Origin of the sequence: Rhodococcoides trifolii (assembly GCF_014635345.1) — a bacterium.
Lineage (GTDB): Bacteria > Actinomycetota > Actinomycetes > Mycobacteriales > Mycobacteriaceae > Rhodococcoides > Rhodococcoides trifolii.
Genome location: NZ_BMCU01000003.1, coordinates 281,323 through 301,792, shown reverse-complemented (window position 1 = coordinate 301,792; position 20,470 = coordinate 281,323). Strand labels below are relative to the sequence as shown.

Annotated in this window: 19 protein-coding genes; 9 read left to right on the top strand and 10 right to left on the bottom strand. The window is 65.2% G+C overall.

Going from position 1 to position 20,470, the window contains the following annotated elements; translation table 11 throughout:
- The first annotated feature begins 7 nt into the window (after positions 1-7).
- Positions 8-1,039, top strand: coding sequence for a LacI family DNA-binding transcriptional regulator (locus tag IEW02_RS14660; protein WP_188545591.1), 1,032 nt, complete (start codon positions 8-10; stop codon positions 1,037-1,039).
- Here IEW02_RS14660 and IEW02_RS14655 read toward each other — a convergent pair.
- The 3 genes from IEW02_RS14655 to IEW02_RS14645 all read right to left on the bottom strand — a co-directional run bounded on the left by IEW02_RS14655 (position 1,001) and on the right by IEW02_RS14645 (position 4,576).
- Complete coding sequence (locus IEW02_RS14655; RefSeq protein WP_188545590.1) at positions 1,001-2,257, bottom strand: MFS transporter; 1,257 nt, start codon at positions 2,255-2,257, stop codon at positions 1,001-1,003. The two genes, IEW02_RS14660 and IEW02_RS14655, sit on opposite strands and share 39 nt — an antisense overlap.
- Before the next feature lie 24 nt (positions 2,258-2,281).
- Entirely contained in the window at positions 2,282-3,460 is a 1,179-nt protein-coding gene (locus tag IEW02_RS14650; RefSeq protein WP_188545589.1) for a phytanoyl-CoA dioxygenase family protein, read from the bottom strand.
- 102 nt (positions 3,461-3,562) lie between these two features.
- Positions 3,563-4,576 (bottom strand): Gfo/Idh/MocA family protein, encoded by a 1,014-nt coding sequence (locus tag IEW02_RS14645; protein ID WP_188545588.1) that lies wholly within the window; start codon positions 4,574-4,576, stop codon positions 3,563-3,565.
- 62 nt (positions 4,577-4,638) lie between these two features.
- Between IEW02_RS14645 and IEW02_RS14640 the strand changes: the two genes are divergently transcribed.
- Together IEW02_RS14640 and IEW02_RS14635 are read left to right on the top strand one after the other, a co-directional pair.
- Complete coding sequence (locus IEW02_RS14640) at positions 4,639-5,616, top strand: Gfo/Idh/MocA family protein (RefSeq protein WP_188545587.1); 978 nt, start codon at positions 4,639-4,641, stop codon at positions 5,614-5,616.
- 112 nt (positions 5,617-5,728) lie between these two features.
- On the top strand, positions 5,729-6,934 hold the full coding sequence (locus IEW02_RS14635; protein ID WP_188545586.1) for an acyl-CoA dehydrogenase family protein: 1,206 nt from the start codon (positions 5,729-5,731) through the stop codon (positions 6,932-6,934).
- Between the two features lie 63 nt (positions 6,935-6,997).
- Here the strand turns inward: IEW02_RS14635 and IEW02_RS14630 are convergent, their stop codons facing one another.
- Genes IEW02_RS14630 through sdhC form a run of 4 tightly spaced genes read right to left on the bottom strand, consistent with a single transcriptional unit; the run spans position 6,998 to position 10,411 of the window.
- Complete coding sequence (locus IEW02_RS14630; RefSeq protein ID WP_188545585.1) at positions 6,998-7,774, bottom strand: succinate dehydrogenase iron-sulfur subunit; 777 nt, start codon at positions 7,772-7,774, stop codon at positions 6,998-7,000.
- A 1-nt stretch (position 7,775) separates the two neighbouring features.
- The gene (sdhA, locus tag IEW02_RS14625; protein ID WP_188545584.1) at positions 7,776-9,527 is read right to left on the bottom strand and encodes a succinate dehydrogenase flavoprotein subunit; all 1,752 of its coding nucleotides are present in this window, start codon (positions 9,525-9,527) and stop codon (positions 7,776-7,778) included.
- 14 nt (positions 9,528-9,541) lie between these two features.
- Complete coding sequence (locus tag IEW02_RS14620) at positions 9,542-10,003, bottom strand: succinate dehydrogenase hydrophobic membrane anchor subunit (RefSeq protein ID WP_188545583.1); 462 nt, start codon at positions 10,001-10,003, stop codon at positions 9,542-9,544.
- A gap of 3 nt (positions 10,004-10,006) precedes the next feature.
- The gene (gene sdhC, locus IEW02_RS14615) at positions 10,007-10,411 is read right to left on the bottom strand and encodes a succinate dehydrogenase, cytochrome b556 subunit (protein ID WP_188545582.1); all 405 of its coding nucleotides are present in this window, start codon (positions 10,409-10,411) and stop codon (positions 10,007-10,009) included.
- 280 nt (positions 10,412-10,691) lie between these two features.
- Between sdhC and IEW02_RS14610 the strand changes: the two genes are divergently transcribed.
- Genes IEW02_RS14610 through IEW02_RS14595 form a run of 4 tightly spaced genes read left to right on the top strand, consistent with a single transcriptional unit; the run spans position 10,692 to position 14,632 of the window.
- On the top strand, positions 10,692-11,099 hold the full coding sequence (locus IEW02_RS14610; RefSeq protein WP_188546131.1) for a cytidine deaminase: 408 nt from the start codon (positions 10,692-10,694) through the stop codon (positions 11,097-11,099).
- Positions 11,092-12,372 carry a thymidine phosphorylase gene (locus tag IEW02_RS14605; RefSeq protein ID WP_188545581.1) on the top strand — a complete coding sequence of 427 codons (1,281 nt, stop codon included), beginning with the start codon at positions 11,092-11,094 and terminating at the stop codon, positions 12,370-12,372. The genes IEW02_RS14610 and IEW02_RS14605 overlap by 8 nt, the downstream gene beginning before the upstream one ends.
- Before the next feature lie 17 nt (positions 12,373-12,389).
- A complete protein-coding gene (locus tag IEW02_RS14600) occupies positions 12,390-13,880 on the top strand; it encodes an ABC transporter permease subunit (RefSeq protein ID WP_188545580.1) in 1,491 nt (496 codons plus the stop codon).
- Positions 13,877-14,632: an amino acid ABC transporter ATP-binding protein gene (locus tag IEW02_RS14595; protein ID WP_188545579.1), complete on the top strand. Its 756-nt coding sequence runs from the start codon at positions 13,877-13,879 to the stop codon at positions 14,630-14,632. Before IEW02_RS14600 ends, IEW02_RS14595 begins: the two co-directional genes overlap by 4 nt.
- Before the next feature lie 68 nt (positions 14,633-14,700).
- Here the strand turns inward: IEW02_RS14595 and IEW02_RS14590 are convergent, their stop codons facing one another.
- Entirely contained in the window at positions 14,701-16,086 is a 1,386-nt protein-coding gene (locus tag IEW02_RS14590) for an aspartate aminotransferase family protein (RefSeq protein ID WP_188545578.1), read from the bottom strand.
- Positions 16,083-16,544: an Lrp/AsnC family transcriptional regulator gene (locus IEW02_RS14585; RefSeq protein ID WP_188545577.1), complete on the bottom strand. Its 462-nt coding sequence runs from the start codon at positions 16,542-16,544 to the stop codon at positions 16,083-16,085. Before IEW02_RS14585 ends, IEW02_RS14590 begins: the two co-directional genes overlap by 4 nt.
- Before the next feature lie 114 nt (positions 16,545-16,658).
- On the opposite strand from IEW02_RS14585, the gene IEW02_RS14580 reads away from it, so the two are divergent.
- The gene (locus IEW02_RS14580; protein WP_188545576.1) at positions 16,659-18,140 is read left to right on the top strand and encodes a gamma-aminobutyraldehyde dehydrogenase; all 1,482 of its coding nucleotides are present in this window, start codon (positions 16,659-16,661) and stop codon (positions 18,138-18,140) included.
- Entirely contained in the window at positions 18,137-19,573 is a 1,437-nt protein-coding gene (locus IEW02_RS14575; RefSeq protein WP_188545575.1) for an NAD(P)/FAD-dependent oxidoreductase, read from the top strand. Before IEW02_RS14580 ends, IEW02_RS14575 begins: the two co-directional genes overlap by 4 nt.
- Before the next feature lie 26 nt (positions 19,574-19,599).
- Here IEW02_RS14575 and IEW02_RS14570 read toward each other — a convergent pair whose 3' ends face one another.
- On the bottom strand, positions 19,600-20,463 hold the full coding sequence (locus IEW02_RS14570) for a universal stress protein (protein ID WP_188545574.1): 864 nt from the start codon (positions 20,461-20,463) through the stop codon (positions 19,600-19,602).
- Between the last annotated feature and the right edge of the window lie 7 nt (positions 20,464-20,470).

Here is a 20,470-nt window from a genome sequence, read left to right as displayed (position 1 = left end):
GGCTGCAATGAAACATCGGTACAAGGTCCGTGAGATCGCCCAACAGGCCGGTCTCAGCGAAGCCACCGTCGACCGCGTCCTCCACGGGCGACCAGGAGTGCGTGAGGACACCAGAGCCGAAGTGCAGCAGGCCATCTCGGACCTGGACAAACAGCGCTCACAGCTCCGCCTCAACGGTCGGAAGTTCCTCTTCGACGTGGTGATGCAAACGCCGCCGCGTTTTTCCGCCGAGTTCCGCACCGCACTCGAGGCCGAGCTGCCCATGTTGTCGCCCGCGCTCGTACGGTGCCGGTTCCACTTCCGGGACACCGAGTCCGTACCCGCGATGGTCGACACACTCGGCAAGCTGACCGCGCGCGGAACGCACGGCGTGATCCTCAAGGCACCGGATCATCCGGAGGTCGTGGCCGCCGTCGATCGCCTGGTCGACATCGGGGTGCCGGTGGTGACCTACGTGACCGACGTGCCGACGTCGGCTCGGCTCGCCTACGTGGGTATCGACAACCGCGCTGCCGGCGCGACCGCTGCGTACCTCGTCGATCAATGGCTCGGAGACGTCGACAAGGAAGTACTGATCACGTTGAGCAGCAGCGTGTTTCGAGGTGAGGGCGAGCGGGAGATGGGGTTTCGCACCACCCTCAGGGCGCTGGCGGCCGAGCGGGGAACCGACACGGGTCGAACCGTCGTCGAGATCGCCGGAACCGACGGAATGGACAGCACCATCGAGACGCTCGTACTCGACGCGCTCGTCGAGCACCCGAACGTCGAGGCGGTGTACTCGATCGGCGGGGGCAACACGGCCATCGCTCGGTCCTTCGCCGAACTCGGTCGTCGGTGCAGGGTGTTCGTGGGGCACGACCTCGACGAGGACAACCGGGTCCTGCTGCGGTCCGGCACCCTGTCGGCCGTGCTCCATCACGAGCTCCGTGCCGACGCGCGATTGGCCTGCCGCATGCTCATGCAGGCTCGCGGAGCACTCGAGGGAGTGACGAACGTCAGCTCACCGATCCAGGTTCTCACTCGGTTCAACAGCGTCTGACCGATCGACACTGTCCGATCGGCCGACGGTGCGCGACCGAAAGGTGAACCACACCGCAAGGGCGAGCAGGGCAAGCGCTGCACCGATTGCGCACAGTGCGTTCCATCCGCCGACCGAGAATCCGACCGACGCTGCAACGGATCCGACGACACCGCCGAGAAAGTAGCTCACCATGTACGCGGTGTTGAGCCGACTGCGCGCTGGCGGGTCGAGGGCGAACACGACGTTCTGGTTACTCACCTGAGTCCCCTGGACGCCCGCGTCCAGCAGGAAGATACCGACGATCAGCGCGATGATCGCCCACACGGAGGAACTCGATCCGCCCAGGGCCAGGAACGCCCAGCTCGCGAGCAGGGCACTCAGAAAACCGGGCACCGCGACGTGTCCGCGACCCCGATCCGCCAGCTTTCCCGCCAGAGGCGCGGCAAGCGCACCAGCGACGCCGGCAATTCCGAACAGCCCGATGGTCGCGTCGTTCATGCCGAAGGGCGGTCCGGCGAGCAAGAACGCGAGACCGGTCCACATCACCGAGAACCCCGCCATGATCAGGGCACCGAGGGCCATCCGCAGACGCAGTTCCCGCAGGTGCGCGATCAACGACACGACGGACCGCAGAATCGACCCGTAGGTGGCGTCGACGTCGGGTCTGGCCGGGGGAACGGACCGCCATAACGCCGCCGCGAGCACGGTCAGCGCCACGGCGGCGAACCCGAACACCAGACGCCACCCACCGAGCTCGGACAGGAACCCACTCACGGTGCGCGCCAACAGAATTCCGACCAGAAGACCGCTCATCACGGTCCCGACCGTCTTGCCTCGATCCTGCGGTGCCGACAGGGCCGAGCTGAGCGGAACGATGACCATTGCCGCGGACGCTCCCACCCCGGCGAAGATCAACGCACCGGCGAGAACCGAGAACGACGGCGACACGACGGCGACGGTGTTCGCGGCCGCGCAGAACACGGTGGCGGACACGATCAGCCGACGCCGTTCGACGAGGTCGCCGAGCGGCACGAGGAACGCAAGTCCGACGGCATAGCCGATCTGGGCGGTGGTGACCAGAACTCCGGCCGTGCCCTCGCTGACGCCGAACGAACCACCGATGGTGCTGAGCAACGGTTGCGCGTAGTAGAGATTCGCAACAAGGGTGCCGCAGGCGACCGCGAGGAGGAGGACCAGACGTCTGCTGATCGGGGGTGCTTCGGCGTCTGTGCTCATCGTCCTCGTGTCCGTTGGGGTGGGTCAGATCTGGTGGCGGCGGGTCTGTTCGCGGAGGGCGTCCGACAGATCCGCAGCACCCATGTTCGTCGCCAGGGCACGTGTGACCAACTCGGCCTGCGTCTCGGCGGCCAATCCGGTCACCGGCTGATCGAGATCGAGGTTCGTCGGGAACGCGTACCCCTCCGCCGACGCTGCGACGACGTTGCGCACCGAGCGTTCGTCTCCCGACGCAGCGAGCGCCACCAACGAGGGATAGATTGCCTCGACGATGGTCTCGCGATTCACGCTGTCCATGGCCCGCCCGAACGCCGAGGACACCTGCAGCAGGTTGGCCATGCGGTAGATGTCGGAGGAGGTGTTGTGGCCGGCAGCGTGGAAGAGGGCCGGGTTGAAGAACACGGCATCGCCGGCCGCCAGCGGGAGCTGAACGTAGTTGTCCGCGAAGTACTCCCGGAACTCGGGGAGGTTGAACGCGATGTACCCCGCCTCGTACTGCTGGGAGAAGGGCAGATACATCGTGGGTCCGCTCTCGATCGGCATGTCGCAATGTGCGACGGCGCCCTGCAGTGTCAGTGCGGGGGAGAGGCGGTGGACGTGCGCGCGGAACTGCGCCGCGGTGTCGGTGGACATGAACCCGAGGTGGTAGTCCCGGTGCGGGTTCTGGGCTCCACCACCGGGATTGACCACGTTGACCGACGAGGTCACCTGATACATCGGTCCGAGCCACGCTTCGGACACGAGCGCGAGGATGTCGTTCGAGTAGTACTTCGTGTAGACCTCGGGATCGCCCAGCGCGAGCTTCTGCAGGGCAGACCAGATGCGGTCGTTCGCACCCGGCTTGGCGAAGTGGTCGCCGTTCTGCACTCCCGAATCGTGTTGACGAGCGATGGTGTCGGCGAAGTGGCGGGTGGCGTCGCCGAGGGCGTTCTCCGCGGTGAACGCGCCCTGGAACACCACGATGCCCGGACCGTGCATGAGCGCGCGAGCCAGCTCGTCCTGAAGCTCGGCGCGCGTGGTCACGTCGGCGCCCAGCAACCGGACGGTCTCCGCGTCGTACAGCAGGACATTACGTTCGGTACCGGATGCGAACGGGTAGTCCGCGGAATCGGTCTGCTGCGAGACCAATGCCCGAAAGTCGTCTATGTCGCAGTCCGCCTCGCTGAGCCGTCCGCTGCGTGGGGTGCCGATGGAGGTCGTCATGATGGGCCTTTCGGAAGTGGTAGTCGATGTTTCGCTAAGACGAGCATGACCGGTGGCTCGCAGCCGACACAACCCCAAAAAGACATCAAGAACACCTCAGTGTCAGACGCTGATCCCCAGCTGAGCGCGCATCTCGTCGATGATCGCGAGAGTGCGGACCGCGTCGACTACGGGGTGCACAGCGGATTCGGTACGACCGTCGGCAATACACCTCGCCGCATCCACGGCCGCGTAGTGCAGACCGTCCACCTGCGTGCCCGGGTCCTCGGCGTAGGTCAGGACCGTGCCGTTGCGCAAGGACACCGTGAACGGTCCGGGCATGAAGAAGGGCCCGGCGATCTCGAGAATCCCGTCCTCGCCGCAGACCGTCGCCGTCGTGGGGGTGTTCGTCAGCATCGTCGTGTTCAGGACGGCCTGATTGCCCCGGGAGTCGGCAAGGACCGCTGACACCTGCCCGTTGATGTGCTCGTTCGCCGGTTGTCCGATCGCTGCGACCGTGGTCGGTACGCCGAGAACGGAGTACGCGAAACCGGCGACGTACGTACCGAGGTCGAGCAGCGGACCGCCGGCGAGCGCGGGGTCGTAGATGCGGTGGTCGGGAGTGAAATGCTCGCCGTGGTCCGCGAGGACCGTTCGCACCGGGCCGAGCATCCCGATATCGATAATCTGCTGCACCACATCGAATTTGGGGAGGAACTTCGTCCACATGGCCTCTCCCGCGAACAGGCCCGCTCGGGTTGCGGCGGCACCGATCTCGGCCGCCTGCGCCGCATCCACCCCCAAGGGCTTCTCCACGAGCACGTGTTTGCCCGCCGCGAGTGCAGCGAGCGCGCACGCATGGTGCTCGGTGTGCGGCGTTGCGACGTACACGATGTCGACATCCGCCCATGCGAGCAGAGCGTCGTAGGAGTCGAACGCCGCGTCGATCGAATGCGTGTGGGCGAACGACTCCGCTCGGTCCCGGTTCCTCGATGCCACTGCCATCACCCGTTGCCCGGTGCGGGCGGCCAGTGATTCGACGAACCGGTGTGCGATCCATCCGGGCCCGAGGATTCCCCAGCGCAGGACGGGGGCGTCTCGTGGGTCGCGCACCCGTGATGTCGGCAACGTCGTCATGGGGAAACTGTAGATCGCCAAATGCCTATTTGTCAGGACAATCTGATGTCATACTTTTTGTCGTGACTATCAGGGTGGGAATTGTCGGCGTCGGAGTCATGGGCGCCGACCACGCACGCACCATCGACCGACGGATCGCCGGTGCGTCCGTCGTCGCGATCGCCGACTTCGACCACGCGCGCGCGGTCGCGGTGGCGTCCGAGATGCGCGACGCGGTGACCTTCGCTGACGGACGAACGCTGATCGACGACGACGGCGTCGACGCGGTGATCATCGCCTCGCACGACTCCACACACAAGGAACTGGTTCTCGCAGCGTTGGCCGCGGGCAAGCCGGTCCTGTGCGAGAAGCCATTGGCGCCGACGGCAGTCGAATGCCGCGAGGTGATCGACGCGGACGCCGGCCGAGGGTTGGTGAGTGTCGGGTTCATGCGCCGGTTCGACCCGTCCTACATGGAGCTCAGGCGACGCGTTCTGTCGGGCGAGATCGGCGACGCACTTCTCGCGCACTGCGTGAGCAGAACCGTCGACACCTGGCCGGGTGGTGATTCGGCATCGACCATCACCAACTCCGCCATCCACGAACTCGACGTCGTGCCCTGGTTGCTCGACTCGCCTATCGCCGAGGTGAGCTGGCACGCGGGGCGCACGTCTCGCAACTCCGGGTCGCGACAGGACCCGCAGATCATGCTGCTACGTACCGAATCCGACATTCTGGTGACCGTCGAAGTATTCCTGAACGCGCGCTACGGATACGACACCCGGTGCGAAGTGGTCGGCGAGATCGGCACTGCCGCACTGACATTGCCGTCGCAGGTCGTCGTCGACCGCGATCGCACGAGATCGGTCGCGTACCCGGCCGATTGGATCCCCAGGTATGCCGACGCGTACCGCATCGAGCTGCAGGAATGGGTGGATTCCATCGACGGTGGTCGGCCGTCGGAGCTCGCCTCCGCGCTCGACGGTCTCGCCGCGGGTCTGGTGGCGGACGCGCTGGTGATCTCTATGAACGAGCGTCGGACCGTCCGTGTCGAACGGTGAATCGGCCGTGACGGAGAAGATCGTTTCGCAGACGTAAGGGGTGCGCACCCGTCAGTCTTGTGGGTAGTCGTCGACATGTTCGACGTGACCGACAGACGAAGGAGTCTCCTCGATGAGCAAGCACGAACCCCTCGAACCACTGAGCCCCGACTTCCTCGACGCCGATCTGTTCGGCTATCAGGATGCCCTGACCGACGACGAGCAGAAGATCATCCTGAAGGTCCGTGCGTTCCTCCGTGACGAGGTGGCGCCGCGCGCCAACGAGTTCTGGGAAAAGGGCGAGTCGCCGGTGCACCTTCTGCCCCGGTTGGCCGAACTCGACATCGTCGGCCTCGGGTACGACTTCGACGGGCGCAAGCCGGCGCGCAAGGTCCTGACGGGGTGGTTGGGGCTCGAATTCTCGCGGGTGGACCCGTCGACGAGCACGATGTTCAGCGTGCACAGCGGCTTGGCCATGAGCAGCATCGCCATCCTCGGCTCCGACGAGCAGAAGGACAGGTGGCTTCCGCCGATGCGCCGCATGGAGAAGATCGGCGCCTTCGGGTTGTCCGAACCACATGGCGGCTCGGACGTTGCCGGTGGCCTCGAGACGACGGCACGGCGCGACGGTGACGACTGGGTGCTGAACGGTCGCAAACGGTGGATAGGCAACGCGACATTTGCAGACCTCGTCATTATCTACGCCAAGGACGAGGAGGACGGCGAGGTCAAGGGATTCGTCGTGGAGAAGGAATTCGCCGGATTCGGGGTCGAGAAGATGGAAGGCAAGTACTCACTGCGGGCCGTGGAGAACGCCGACGTCTACCTCGAGGACTGTCGGGTGCCCGCCGCCAACAAGCTCGAACACGCGAACACGTTCGCAGATACCTCGAAGGTCTTGCGGCTCACCAGAGGTGGCGTTGCCTGGGGCGCGGTCGGCGTCATGATGGGGGCGTACGAGCGTGCCGTCGCCTATTCGCGCGAGCGCGTTCAGTTCGGGGAACCGATCGCGTCGTTCCAGTTGATCTCGGATCTCATCGCGCGGATGGCCGGCAACATCACCGCATGCATGGGAATGGCACTGCGCGTGTCACAGCTCCAAGATCAGGGTGTGCACCTCGACGAGCACGCCGCGTTGTCCAAGACGTACTGCACCACGCGCCTGCGCGAAGTGGTGGGCTGGGCCAAAGAGATCATGGGCGGCAACGGAATTCTGCTCGAACACGACGTGATCCGGTACTTCATGGACGCCGAGGCGCTCTACTCCTACGAGGGAACATCGCAGATGAACAGCCTGATCGTGGGGCGAGGCATCACCGGGTACTCGGCCTTCGTCTAGAAACGCCTGTGCACCTTTAAGTACCGTCGTAGGTACTTAAAGGCGCACAGGCGGCGCAGCCGGCTATCGAGCGAACAGCAGCGCTCTCTTGACTTCCTGAATCGCCTTCGTGACCTGAATGCCGCGGGGGCACGAGTCGGTGCAGTTGAAGGTGGTGCGGCAGCGCCACACACCCTCGACGTCGTTGAGGATGTCCAGACGCTCCGAGGCACCCTCGTCACGGCTGTCGAAGATGAAGCGGTGCGCGTTCACGATCGCGGCGGGGCCGAAGTAGCTGCCGTCGCTCCAGTACACCGGGCACGAGGTGGTGCAGCAAGCACACAGAATGCACTTGGTGGTGTCGTCGAAACGTGCGCGGTCCGTTGCGGACTGGATCCGCTCGCGGGTCGGCTCGTTGCCACTGGCCATCAGGTACGGCTTCACGGCGCGGTACGCGTCGAAGAAGGGCTCCATGTCCACGATCAGGTCCTTCTCCACGGGCAGTCCGCGGATGGGCTCGATCGTGATGGTGATCTGCTTGGAATCATCCTTCGGCAGCAGGTCGCGCATGAGCACTTTGCATGCCAACCGGTTGACGCCGTTGATGCGCATCGCGTCGCTGCCGCACACGCCGTGTGCGCACGAGCGACGGAATGTGAGCGTCCCGTCCAAGTAGCTCTTTGTGTAGAGCAGCAGGTTCAGCAGACGGTCGGTCTGCAGACTGGGGACCTGGAAACTGTCCCAGTGCGCACCCTTGTCGTCTTCGGGGTTGAAGCGAGCGATCTTGAGCGTGACCATGACCGCACCCTCGGGAACCTCGGGCAGGTCGCTGGTCGGCTTGTCCATGACGGGGGCACTCATGTCAGTACTTACGCTCCATCGGCTCGTAACGGGTCTGCACAACAGGCTTGTAGTCGAGGCGGATATCCGACAGGAGGTCGGTTCCCTCCTTGTACGCCATGGTGTGCCGCATGTAGTTCACGTCGTCGCGATCGGGGTAGTCCTCGCGAGAGTGCCCACCGCGTGATTCCTTGCGGTTCAGCGCACCGACCACGGTGACCTCGGCCATCTCCAACAGGAAGCCCAGCTCGATGGCCTCGAGCAGATCGCTGTTGTAGCGCTTGCCCTTGTCCTGGACCGTGATGTGCGCGTAGCGCTCCTTGAGGCTCTGGATATCGGTCAGCGCCTGCTTCAGCGTGTCCTCGCTGCGGAAGACGGACGCGTTGTTGTCCATCGACTGCTGCAGCTCGGTGCGGATGGTCGCGACCTTCTCGTGGCCGTGATCCGACAGGATCAGCTCGAGCCAGTTCTCGACCATCTGCTGCGGTGCCTCGGGCAACGGCGTGAAGTCGACGCTGTTGGCGTGCTCGGCAGCGGCGATTCCGGCGCGACGACCGAAGACGTTGATGTCGAGCAGCGAGTTGGTGCCGAGTCGGTTCGAGCCGTGCACCGACACGCAGGCGCACTCGCCGGCCGCGAACAGACCGGGAACGACGTCGTCGTTGTTGCGCAGTACCTCACCGCGGATCTTGGTGGGGATGCCGCCCATGACGTAGTGGCACGTGGGGTACACGGGCACGAGTTCGGTCACCGGGTCGACGCCGAGGTAGGTACGCGAGAACTCGGTGATGTCGGGGAGCTTCTCCTCGAGAACGTCGGCGCCGAGGTGAGTCACGTCGATGTAGACGTAATCCTTGTTCGGTCCGGCGCCGCGACCTTCGAGCACCTCGAGCACCATCGAACGCGCGACGATGTCGCGGGGAGCGAGGTCCTTGATGGTGGGGGCGTAGCGCTCCATGAATCGTTCGCCGTCCGCGTTGCGGAGGATTCCGCCCTCGCCGCGCACCGCTTCCGAGATCAGAATGCCCAGACCCGCCAGACCTGTCGGGTGGAACTGGTGGAACTCCATGTCCTCGAGCGGCAGACCCTTACGGAAGATGATGCTCATGCCGTCGCCGGTCAGGGTGTGGGCGTTGGACGTCGTCTTGTAGATACGTCCCGACCCGCCCGTGGCGAACACGATCGACTTGGCATGGAACACGTGAAGTTCGCCCGTGGCCAGCTCGTACGCGATGACGCCGGTGGCGACGGGTCCGTTGTCCGTCTCCGTGAGCGCGATGTCGAGCGCGTAGAACTCGTTGAAGAACTCCACGTCGTGCTTGACGCACTGCTGGTACAGCGTCTGCAGGATCATGTGTCCGGTGCGGTCCGCGGCGTAACACGCACGGCGGACGGGGGCCTTGCCGTGATCACGGGTGTGCCCACCGAAACGGCGCTGGTCGATCTTGCCTTCGGGGGTGCGGTTGAAGGGCAGCCCCATCTTCTCGAGGTCGAGCACCGCGTCGATGGCTTCCTTCGCCATGATCTCCGCAGCGTCCTGGTCGACGAGGTAGTCGCCGCCCTTGACCGTGTCGAAGGTGTGCCACTCCCAGTTGTCCTCCTCGACGTTGGCGAGGGCGGCGCACATGCCGCCCTGAGCCGCGCCGGTGTGGCTGCGTGTGGGATAGAGCTTGGTGAGAACTGCGGTGCGAGCGCGTGGGCCGGCCTCGATGGCGGCACGCATGCCTGCTCCACCTGCGCCGACGATGAGCACGTCGTAACGATGTTCCTGCATGTGGTTTGTCTCCCCTAGCTGGCGGTGATGTTGGGGTCGAACGTGAAGATGACGTACGTGCCGAGACCCATGATCAGAATCATCGACAGGACCAGGAGCGTGGTGAGCCAGAACCGCGTCGAGTCCTTGCGCGAGTAGTCGGCGATGACCGTGCGCAGGCCGTTGCCGCCGTGCAGCTGAGCCAGCCACAACATCGACAGGTCCCAGACCTGCCAGAACGGGCTGGACCAACGGCCGGCGACGAAGGCGAAGTTGATGCGGTGCACGCCCTCGTCGAGCAGCAGCATGATCGACATGTGGCCGAGCACCAGCACGATGAGTGCGAGGCCCGAGAAACGCATGAACAGCCAGGCGTACATCTCGAAGTTGCCACGGTTGGCGCGTCGAGGCGCTCGGGGGTTGTCTAGGGCGGCCGGGCGATCGTGATTCGTGCCGATCGTGCGGGCGAGGTTGTTGCCGGCTTCTTGGGTTGCCATGTCTCAGTGCCCCGCGAACGTGTTGTAGAGGATGCGTGCCGCACCCGGAATCATGACCACGAGCCAGATGGTGGCAATGGCCCACAGCATCTGACGCTGGTACTTCGGACCCTTGGACCAGAAGTCGACCGCCATGATGCGGATGCCGTTCAGTGCGTGGTAGAGCACGGCAGCGACCAAGCCCAGTTCCATCAGACCGACGATCGGCGTCTTGTACGTGTCGATGACGTCGTTGTACGCCTCGGGGTTGACGCGGACGAGTGCCGTGTCGAGGACGTGAACGAAGAGGAAGAAGAAGGTGACGACACCGGTGATTCGGTGCAACACCCAGGACCACATGCCGGGGTCCCCGCGGTACAGCGACCGTGTGCGCTCCCGCGTGGGAGCGACTTCTGTCGTACTAGCCATCGAGTGCAGTGCCTCCAACATCATTGATGGACGCGACGACAGTGAAAAGGCCCGGATGATCGTCGCCCCGCTGTTGGTGCGGCAAGTCTCGGATCCATCTCGTCGCGAAGGGTGAATCCACTAGTTGAAACTGTAAACCCATGCGGATCGGGGTACAGCGCCGACACGTGGTTCCCAAGGGCGGCAACCCTTTTCTTAGGTTTGCCTTCCCAAAATCGGCGGGCGTGGGGAATGGAATGGGTGCATGGTCGACCGCAACGTGACAGGATTGCCCGCCATGGTGGAAATCGACTGGAATTTGTTGCGGGACAACGCCCATGAAGCTATGCAACACGCCTATGCCCCCTATTCGAACTACCCCGTGGGAGCAGCTGCCCTGGTGTCGGACGGTCGGATCGTCTCGGGGTGCAATGTGGAGAATGTCTCATACGGTTTGGGTCTGTGCGCGGAGTGTGGATTGGTGTCCGCGCTGAATTCCTCGGGTGGTGGGCGACTGATCGCATTCGCCTGTTGCGACAGCCGCCGGGCAGTTCTGCTCCCGTGCGGGCGATGCCGACAAGTGCTGTTCGAATTCGGAGGCGGAGAGTTGTTGATCGACACCACGTCGGGACCGAGGACACTGTCGTCTCTGCTGCCCGATGCGTTCGGACCCGACGATCTGGCGGCAGGGCAGGTGAATCATGCCTGACGCCGTATCCATCATCGCGACCAAACGTGACGGTCATGTCCTGAGTTCGGAGCAGATCGACTGGGTGGTCGACGGCTTCACGCGCGGCACGGTGGCCGACGAGCAGATGTCCTCACTCGCCATGGCGATCCTGCTGCGCGGGATGAATCGCGAGGAGATCTCGTCGTGGACGAACGCGATGATCGCGTCCGGAACGCGCCTCGACTTCTCGTCGTTGCCGCGACCGACCGTCGACAAGCACTCCACCGGCGGTGTCGGTGACAAGATCACGCTCCCCCTCGCCCCGCTCGTCGCGTCGTGCGGCGCCGCGGTTCCGCAGCTCTCGGGTCGCGGTCTCGGCCACACCGGGGGCACGCTGGACAAACTCGAATCCATTGCGGGGTGGCGCGCAGACCTGACGAACGACGAAATCCACTCCATCCTGGCCGATCCCGCGGTGGGCGGAGTCGTCTGCGCGGCCGGAGCCGACCTCGCACCGGCCGACAAGCGGTTGTACGCGCTGCGTGACGTCACCGGCACCGTCGAGTCCATCCCGTTGATCGCGAGTTCGATCATGAGCAAGAAGATCGCCGAAGGCACGTCGGCACTCGTGCTCGACGTCAAGGTGGGCACCGGGGCTTTCATGAAGACCGCCGAGCAGGCGCGCGAATTGGCCGCTGCGATGGTCGATCTCGGCACCGACGCCGGCGTGCGGACCATCGCTCTGCTGACGAGAATGGACACACCACTGGGCCTGACCGCCGGCAACGCCCTCGAGGTCGCCGAATCCGTCGAGGTACTGGCCGGCGGAGGTCCGGACGACATCGTCGAGTTGACCGTCGAACTCGCCGCCGCGATGTTGGCCGCCGCTGGTATCGACGACGTCGATCCGCGGGAGCGTCTGCGTGACGGGCGGGCCATGGACCGATGGCGGGCCATGATCTCGGCGCAGGGCGGGGACCCCGACGCTAACTTGCCGGTTGCCCGCCACACGCACCAGGTGACTGCAGGCTCCGACGGCGTCCTCACCCGCCTCGACGCCATGGCCGTCGGCGTGTCCGCCTGGCGCCTCGGCGCCGGTCGGGAACGGCAGGGTGAACCGGTGCAGTTCGGTGCGGGAGTGACGATGCACGCGAAGCCCGGTGATGCCGTCCGCGCAGGCCAGCCGCTGTTCACCCTCTCGACCGACACCCCCGAACGGTTCGACTCGGCGATCGACGCCCTCACCGGCGGGTGGGACATCGGTGCGGACGCGCCGCCCACCGCGCCGTTGGTCATCGACACGGTGCGTTGACGGGCTATCTTTCGGTGATGCGCCGCAGAATTGCTCTCGTCGTCGCGGCCGTGCTGGTGGCCGTCGCGACCGTCTCGTGTGGGTCGTCGTCCGGCCCGCTGATCGATTCGGTTCAGTCCGACGGGGTGCTCGTCGTCGGCACCGAGGGGACGTACAGCCCGTTCAGCTTCCAGGGGAGCGATGGCACCCTGACCGGGTACGACGTCGACGTCGTACGCGCCGTCGGGGAGAAGCTGGGCGTCCGCGTCGAGTTCGTGCAGACGCCGTTCGACTCGATCTTCGCGGGACTGGAATCGCAGCGCTTCGATTTGATCGCGAACCAGGTGACGATCAACGCGGACCGGCAGTCGAAGTACGACCTGTCGTTGCCCTACACGGTGTCCGAGGGGGAAATCCTCACCCGCACCGACAACACGTCCATCTCCTCGATCGCGGACCTGGCCGGTAAGACCACCGCACAGTCGTCGACCAGCAGCTGGGCGCAGGTCGCGCAAGACGCGGGAGCGAACGTCGAGGCCGTCGAAGGTTTCGTGCAGGCGGTCACCCTCGTCAAGGACGGTCGCGTGGACGCGACGGTCAACGATTCGTTGGCCATCGCCGAGTACCAGAAACAGACTGCGGACCCGGCGGTCAAGGTGGCGGCACAGACCGGCGACACCAGCGAGCAGTCGTTCGCCGCCCGCAAGGACAGCGGCCTGATGGACGCGGTGAACTCCGCCCTGATCGACCTGCAGGCAGACGGAACGCTGGCCCAGATCGGTGACCGATACTTCGGCAGCGACGTCTCGGCTCCCGATCTGGCGACGGCGCAGCCGCCCACCCAGACCACGGCGGCGGCGGAAGGGCCGTCGAAATGGTCGCTCATCGGCGACAACCTGGTGCCGATGCTGAAGGCGACCGTGACCACGACGCTGCCGCTCACCGCGATCAGCTTCGTCATCGGTCTGGTCATCGCATTGGCGGTGGCGTTAGCGCGCATCTCCTCGATCCGCCCGCTCTCGTTGCTGGCCCGGTTCTACGTCTCGATCGTGCGCGGGACTCCGCTTCTGCTGCAGTTGTTCATCGTCTTCTATGCGCTGCCGCAGTTCGGTGTGGTGATCGATCCGTTCCCCGCCGCGATCATCGCGTTCAGCATCAACGTCGGCGGCTACGCGGCGGAAGTGATCCGTGCTGCCATTCTCAGCGTGCCGAAAGGGCAGTGGGAAGCGGCGCAGACAATCGGCATGGGATATCGGACGACGCTGCAGCGCATCGTGTTGCCGCAGGCGATGCGCACCGCGGTCCCGCCGTTGTCCAACACGCTGATCTCGCTGGTGAAGGACACCTCGCTGGCGTCGACGATTCTGGTGACCGAACTTCTGCGCGTCGCCCAGTTGGCCGCGGCGCCGACGTTCGACTTCTTCGCATTGTATTCGGTTGCGGCGCTGTACTACTGGATCATCTGCATCATTCTGTCCTTCTTCCAGGGCAAACTCGAAGTCCGACTCGACAGGTACGTGGCGAAATGACAGAACCGTTGCTCGACGTGCAGGGTGTCCGTAAGGAATTCGACGGTGTGCCCGTTCTCCGCGACGTCAGCTTCAGCGCGCAGTCCGGCACGGTCACCGTGGTGATCGGACCGTCCGGATCGGGCAAGACCACGTTGCTGCGCACCCTGAACGCACTCGACGTCGCCGACGGCGGCACCATTCGAATCGACGACGTGTCCGCGGACTTCGGCAGCACGGTGGACAAGCGCGTGCTGAAGTCGTTTCGCGCGCAGAGCGGCATGGTGTTCCAGAGCCACAACCTCTTTCCCCACAAGACGGTGCTGCAGAACATCGTCGAGGGGCCCGTCGTGGTGCAGAAGCGTCCCGCCGACGAGGCGGCGAAGGACGCGCGAGTCCTCCTCGACCAGGTAGGCCTGGCCGACAAGGCCGACTCGTATCCGTTTCAGCTGTCGGGTGGTCAGCAGCAGCGAGTCGGCATCGCGCGGGCGCTGGCACTGCAGCCGGAATTGATGCTGTTCGACGAACCGACGTCGGCCCTCGACCCCGAGCTGGTGGGTGAGGTGCTCGTGGTGATGAAGAACCTCGCCGCCGAAGGGTGGACGATGGTGGTGGTGACACACGAGATCAAGTTCGCGCAGCAGGTGGCCGATCAGGTGCTGTTCATCGACAACGGCGTGGTGCTCGAAAGCGGAACGCCCGCAGAGGTTCTGGCGGAGCCGAAACAGGAACGGACTCAGCAGTTCCTGAAGCGCATTCTCGATCCTCTGTAGGCGCCTGCGGCACACGGGTGTGAAAAAGAGTGCTGGAGGACTCTTTTTCACACCCGTGTGCGGAGCGCCTAAAGCAGCGTCCAGGCCTCCGTGAGCACGTTTCGCAGAATCGACTCCATCGCGTCGAAGTCCGGCTGGTCGCAGATGAGCGGCGGGGCGAGCTGCACCACCGGGTCGCCGCGGTCGTCGGCGCGGCAATACAGGCCCGCGTCGAACAGGGCCGTGGACAGGAAGCCGCGAAGAATGCGTTCGGATTCGGCGGCGTCGAACGTCTCCTTGGTGGCTTTGTCCTTCACCAATTCGATGCCGTAGAAGAATCCCTCGCCGCGCACGTCTCCGACGATCGGTAGGTCGTTCAGCTTCTCCAGAGTGGCGCGGAACGCCGGCGCCTTCTCGGCGACATGGGCGTTGATTCCTTCGCGCTCGAAGATGTCCAGGTTGGCCATCGCGACCGCGGCGGACACCGGGTGCCCTCCGAATGTGTAGCCGTGGGCGAACGAGGAGTGCCCGTCGTCGAACGGCTCGAACAGTCGATCGGAGGCGATCATCGCGCCGATGGGCGAGTAGCCCGATGTCAGGCCCTTCGCGCAGGTGATGATGTCGGGTACGTACCCGAAGTCGTTGCAGGCGAACATCGATCCGATACGACCGAACGCACAGATCACCTCGTCCGACACCAGCAGCACGTCGTACTGGTCGCAGATCTCGCGTACGCGTTCGAAGTAGCCGGGCGGGGGAGGGAAGCACCCGCCGGCGTTCTGTACGGGTTCGAGGAACACCGCGGCGACGGTGTCCGGTCCCTCGAACTCGATGGCCTCGGCGATGCGATCGGCGGCCCACCGGCCGAACGCTTTCGGGTCGGTGTCCATCGGCGCGGGGGCGCGGTAGATGTTGGTGTTGGGCACGCGGAACGCTCCGGGGGTGAGCGGTTCGAACGGCTCCTTGAGAGCGGGAATTCCCGTGATCGCCAGCGCGCCCTGCGGAGTGCCGTGGTATGCGATCGCGCGCGAGATCACCTTGTGTTTACCGGGTTTGCCGACCTTCTTGAAGTACTGCTTGGCCAGTTTCCACGCGCTCTCGACGGCTTCGCCGCCGCCGGTGGTGAAGAAGACGCGATTCAGATCGCCCGGTGCGTACCCGGCGAGCCGCTCGGCGAGTTCGATGGCAGGTGGGGTGGCGTAGGACCAGAGGGGAAAGAACGCCAATTCCTTGGCCTGGCGCGCGGCGGCCTCGGCCAGTTCGGTGCGGCCGTGGCCGACCTGCACCACGAACAGTCCCGACAACCCGTCGATGTAGCTCTTGCCGTGGCTGTCCCAGATGGTGGCGCCCTCACCGCGAGTGATGATGGGCGGCGTGATGCCCTCGCCGTGGCGAGCGAAATGCCCCCACAAGTGCCGGGCGGCCTTCGCACCGAGATCAGTTGTGGTGGACGTGGCGTCGGTGACTGCGGTCATCGTGTTCCCCAATTGTATTGCTGCTTGACGAGTTTGAGATAGACCATGGTTTCGGTACTGGTGATTCCGGGTAGTGCGCGAATTCTCTTGTTCAGCAGTTCGAGCAGATGCAGGTCGTCTTCGCACACCACCTCGACGATGGCGTCGAACGATCCGGCGGTGAGGACGACGTAGTCGATCTCGTCGATCTCGGACAGTGACCGAGCCAGCTCGTCCGTGTCACCCGTGCACCGAATGCCGATCATCGCCTGCCGCGCGAACCCGACCTGAAGGGGATCGGTGACCGCGACGATCTGCATGACTCCGCTGTCGGTCAGCTTCTGAACGCGTTGTCGCACAGCGGCTTCGGACAGGCCGACTGCTTTCCCCACGGCAGCGTAGGACCGGCGGCCGTCCTCCTGCAGTTGCTCGATGATTGCCTTGGAGACGGCGTCGAGTGACACGGGCTGATCGGGCATGCACCGATTCTTGCCCTTCCGTGTCACGAATTCAAGTCCATTCGGGCCGTAGAACGCAGGAATCCGTCGTCGATAGGTCGGAAATCAGTGGATTCGGTTGTAGCATCGATAGGCATGAGCGCCTCTCGAGTTCCCGGTTGCTGGATCGACGGTGCACCCGCAGAGGGGTCGGGTGAGGTGTTCGTCGTGCAGAACCCGGCTACCGACGACGACATGGTGAGTCTGACGTTGGCCACTGCCGCCGACGTCGACCGTGCGGTCGCCTCCGCCCGTACGGCGTTTCTGCCGTGGTCGCGGCGCTCGCCGGCGGAACGGTCCTCGGTGCTCGCTGCACTGGCGCGAGCCGTGGAGGTTCACGCGGAGGAATTCGTGGCCGAAGAGGTTGCGCAGACCGGGAAATCGATCCGCTTGGCCCGCGAGTTCGACGTGCCGGGCAGTATCGACAACATCGACTTCTTCGCCGGTGCCGCTCGCATCCTGGAGGGCAAGGCCACTGCCGAGTACTCACCCGACCACACGTCGAGCATCAGACGAGGCGCCGTCGGCGTGGTCGGTTCGATCACGCCGTGGAACTACCCGCTGCAGATGGCGGTGTGGAAGGTGATCCCCGCGTTGGCGGCCGGCTGCACCGTCGTACTCAAACCGGCCGAGCTCACCCCCCTCACCACGTTGCGGCTCGCCCGGCTGGCCACCGAATCCGGTCTGCCGGACGGGGTCTTCAACGTCGTGACCGGTACGGGCCTCGACGCAGGCGCATCGCTCGCGCGCCACCCCGGTATCGACGTGATGACCTTCACCGGCTCCACGCCGGTAGGCCGCAGTGTCATGGCGGAGGCCGCGACCCACGGCACCCGCGTGCAACTCGAACTCGGCGGCAAGGCGCCGTTCGTGGTGTTCGAGGACGCGGATCTCGAGGCGGCGATCCACGGCGCGGTGGCCGGTGCACTGATCAACGGAGGGCAGGACTGCACCGCTGCCACGCGGGCCATCGTGGCAGACGCGGTGTACGACGATTTCGTCGACGGCGTGGCCGACACGATGCAGCGGGTGGTCGTCGGTGATCCCATGGACCCGTCGACGGACATGGGATCACTGATTTCGCGACACCATCGAGATCGGGTGCACGCCATGGTCGACCGTGCTCGCACGAGCGGCGCGCGCATCGTCACCGGTGGCGGTTCACCGAGCGGAGCGGGCGCGTTCTACCCGCCCACCCTGGTCGCCGATGTCGAGGAGGACGCAGAGATCTACCGCGACGAGGTGTTCGGGCCGGTGCTGACCGTGAGCCGCCACTTCGGGGACGACGACGCCATCCGGCGAGCCAACGACACTCCCTACGGACTCGCCGCGTCGGCGTGGACCACGAACGTGTATCGGGCCGGCCGCGCGTCTCGCGAGATCGACGCCGGATGTGTCTGGATCAACGACCACATTCCGATCATCAGCGAGATGCCGCACGGCGGGTTCGGTGCATCCGGCTTCGGCAAAGATATGTCGACGTACTCGTTCGAGGAGTACCTGACCGTCAAACACATCATGACCGACATCACCGGCATCGCTCGAAAGCCATGGCACAGAACGGTGTTCGGATCATGACCACCCCGGGAACGACGACACCCTGGGCGACGGCCCCGACACGCCGCGGCTCACTGATGGTGGCGAGCGCTGCGCCGGAGTCGTTCTGGTTGGACCGGCCCGAGCGACCGGACCCGCGCCCGCGCGCCGTCGGTGAGGTGAGTGCAGACCTGGTCGTCGTCGGCGGCGGGTTCACCGGTCTGTGGACCGCGGTGCAGGCGGCAGAGGAGAACCCGGGCCGGTCGATCGTGCTGCTCGAAGGGGGGCGAATCGGCGACGGAGCGAGCGGCCGCAACGGCGGGTTCTGTTCGGCCAGTCTGACGCACGGTCTCGGCAACGGAATGGACCGCTACGCAGACGAATTGCCGACACTGCTCAGGATGGGCACCGAAACCCTCGACGCCATCGAGTCGACGTGTGCTCACCTCGGAATCGAGGCGGACTTCGAACGCACGGGTGAGCTGGACATCGCGAACTTCCCGTACCAGGTCGACGAGCTACGGGAGTTGGTCGACGACGCCCGAGGTCTGGGCCAGGCCATGGAGTTCCTCGATGCCGCCGACATTGCGTCGAGAGTGACATCCCCTCGTGCTCTGGGCGGCGCGTTCGATCCCGACGTCATCATGGTGGACCCGGGAAAGCTGGTGTGGGGACTGGCCGCCGCGGCCGAGCGACTCGGGGTACGTGTGTACGAGAACTCGAGGGTGACGTCTCTGGCGCAGCGCGGAGACCGCATCCGACTCACGACCGGATACGCCGTCGTGACGGCGTCGAAGGTCGTGATGGCCACGGCGGCAACGACACCGGTGCTGCGTAAGCTGCGGCACTGGATCGTCCCGGTGTGGGATCACTCGATCATGACCGAGCCGCTCACGCAGGAGCAGCTCGATTCGATCGGCTGGAGCGGCAGGGAAGGACTCGCGGACGGCGGGCACCGGTTCCACTACTTCCGGCTCACCGCCGACAATCGAATTCTGTTCGGCGGGTGGGACGCTCATTACTTCTACGGCAACGACACCGACCCGAGACACCAGCAGGACCCCGACGCCTTCGCACTGTTGGCGGAACACCTTCTGCAGTACTTCCCGTCGTTGGTGGGTCTCGAGGCTTCGCACGCCTGGGGCGGCTCCATCGACACCTGCTCGCGCTTCAGTGCCTTCTGGGACGTCTCGATGAACGGCCGCGTGGTGTCGGTGCTCGGGTTCACCGGCCTGGGTGTCGGCGCGTCGCACTTCGGCGCGCGAACCGCACTCGACCTCGTGGACGGGCTCGACACCGAGCGGACCCGGCTGAACATGGTGCGGACGAAGCCGCTGCCGTTCCCACCCGAACCGCTGCGGTGGATAGGAATCACCATCACCCGCAACGCTTTTGCGCGGGCGGACCGCAACGAGGGCAAGTCGGGATTGTGGCTTCGAGCCATGAACAAGGTGGGGTTGGGGTTCGATTCCTGAACGTCCTGCCACCATGCGGGCCCGATCTATTCGAACTCCCGCGGCACCACCATCACCGGCGCCGTCGTCGCCCGCAGGATCTTGGCCGCGCCGGAGCCGAGAAACACCCGTGAGGGCTGACCCAAGCGGCCCGAACCCAAGGCCAGAACGTCGCCGGCGCGCCAGCTGAGGGAGGACACTGCCTCCTCCAACGTCGACCCGTCGGCAACGATCGACTCCAGACCCGGAGTGTCCGGAAGAGCGCGTATCGCGATGTCGAGGTTCGCTTCCGCCGCGTCGACGTACTTCTGCCGTGTCTCGCGCGACGGGCCGTCCGGTCCGTATCCGCCCGGTTCGAGAGAGACCAGGGACATCAGGCGCAGGGGTACGTGCGCAGCGCTGGCCAGCGTGATGGCGAAGGGGAGCGGGTTGGCGGACGCTTGGCGTGTCGGTACGGCGACGGTGAAGCCGGTGATCTCGGTGACGCCGCGATCACGAAAACCCCGTGGTGCCAACGCCACCGGAACCGGCGACGCATGAAGGAGGGCGCCCGCGACCGAACCCACCGCATGCCGGTTCAGAATGCTGTCACCGGCAGCGCCCAGCACGATCATGTCCGAGTGATGGGTCTCCGCGAACTCGACGAGACCTTCGGCGAACGACTCGTTGTAGACGGTATGTGCTGCGACGGTGACCGAACTCGGAAACTGCGTGACGGCAGCGTCGAGCCAACCGGCCGCCTTGGCTTCGAGCACCTTGCGATAGGGGCCACTGCCCTCCATGGGCGGGTCGTCGCCGGCCAGCACGAGCACGACGTCGACCGTCGCGTCGAGCGTGGTGGCCAAGGCAGCCGCGAGGGCGACGCCGTCGTCGCCGCTGGGCGTCGCGAGGTAGCCGACGGTCACATGCATCAGAAGT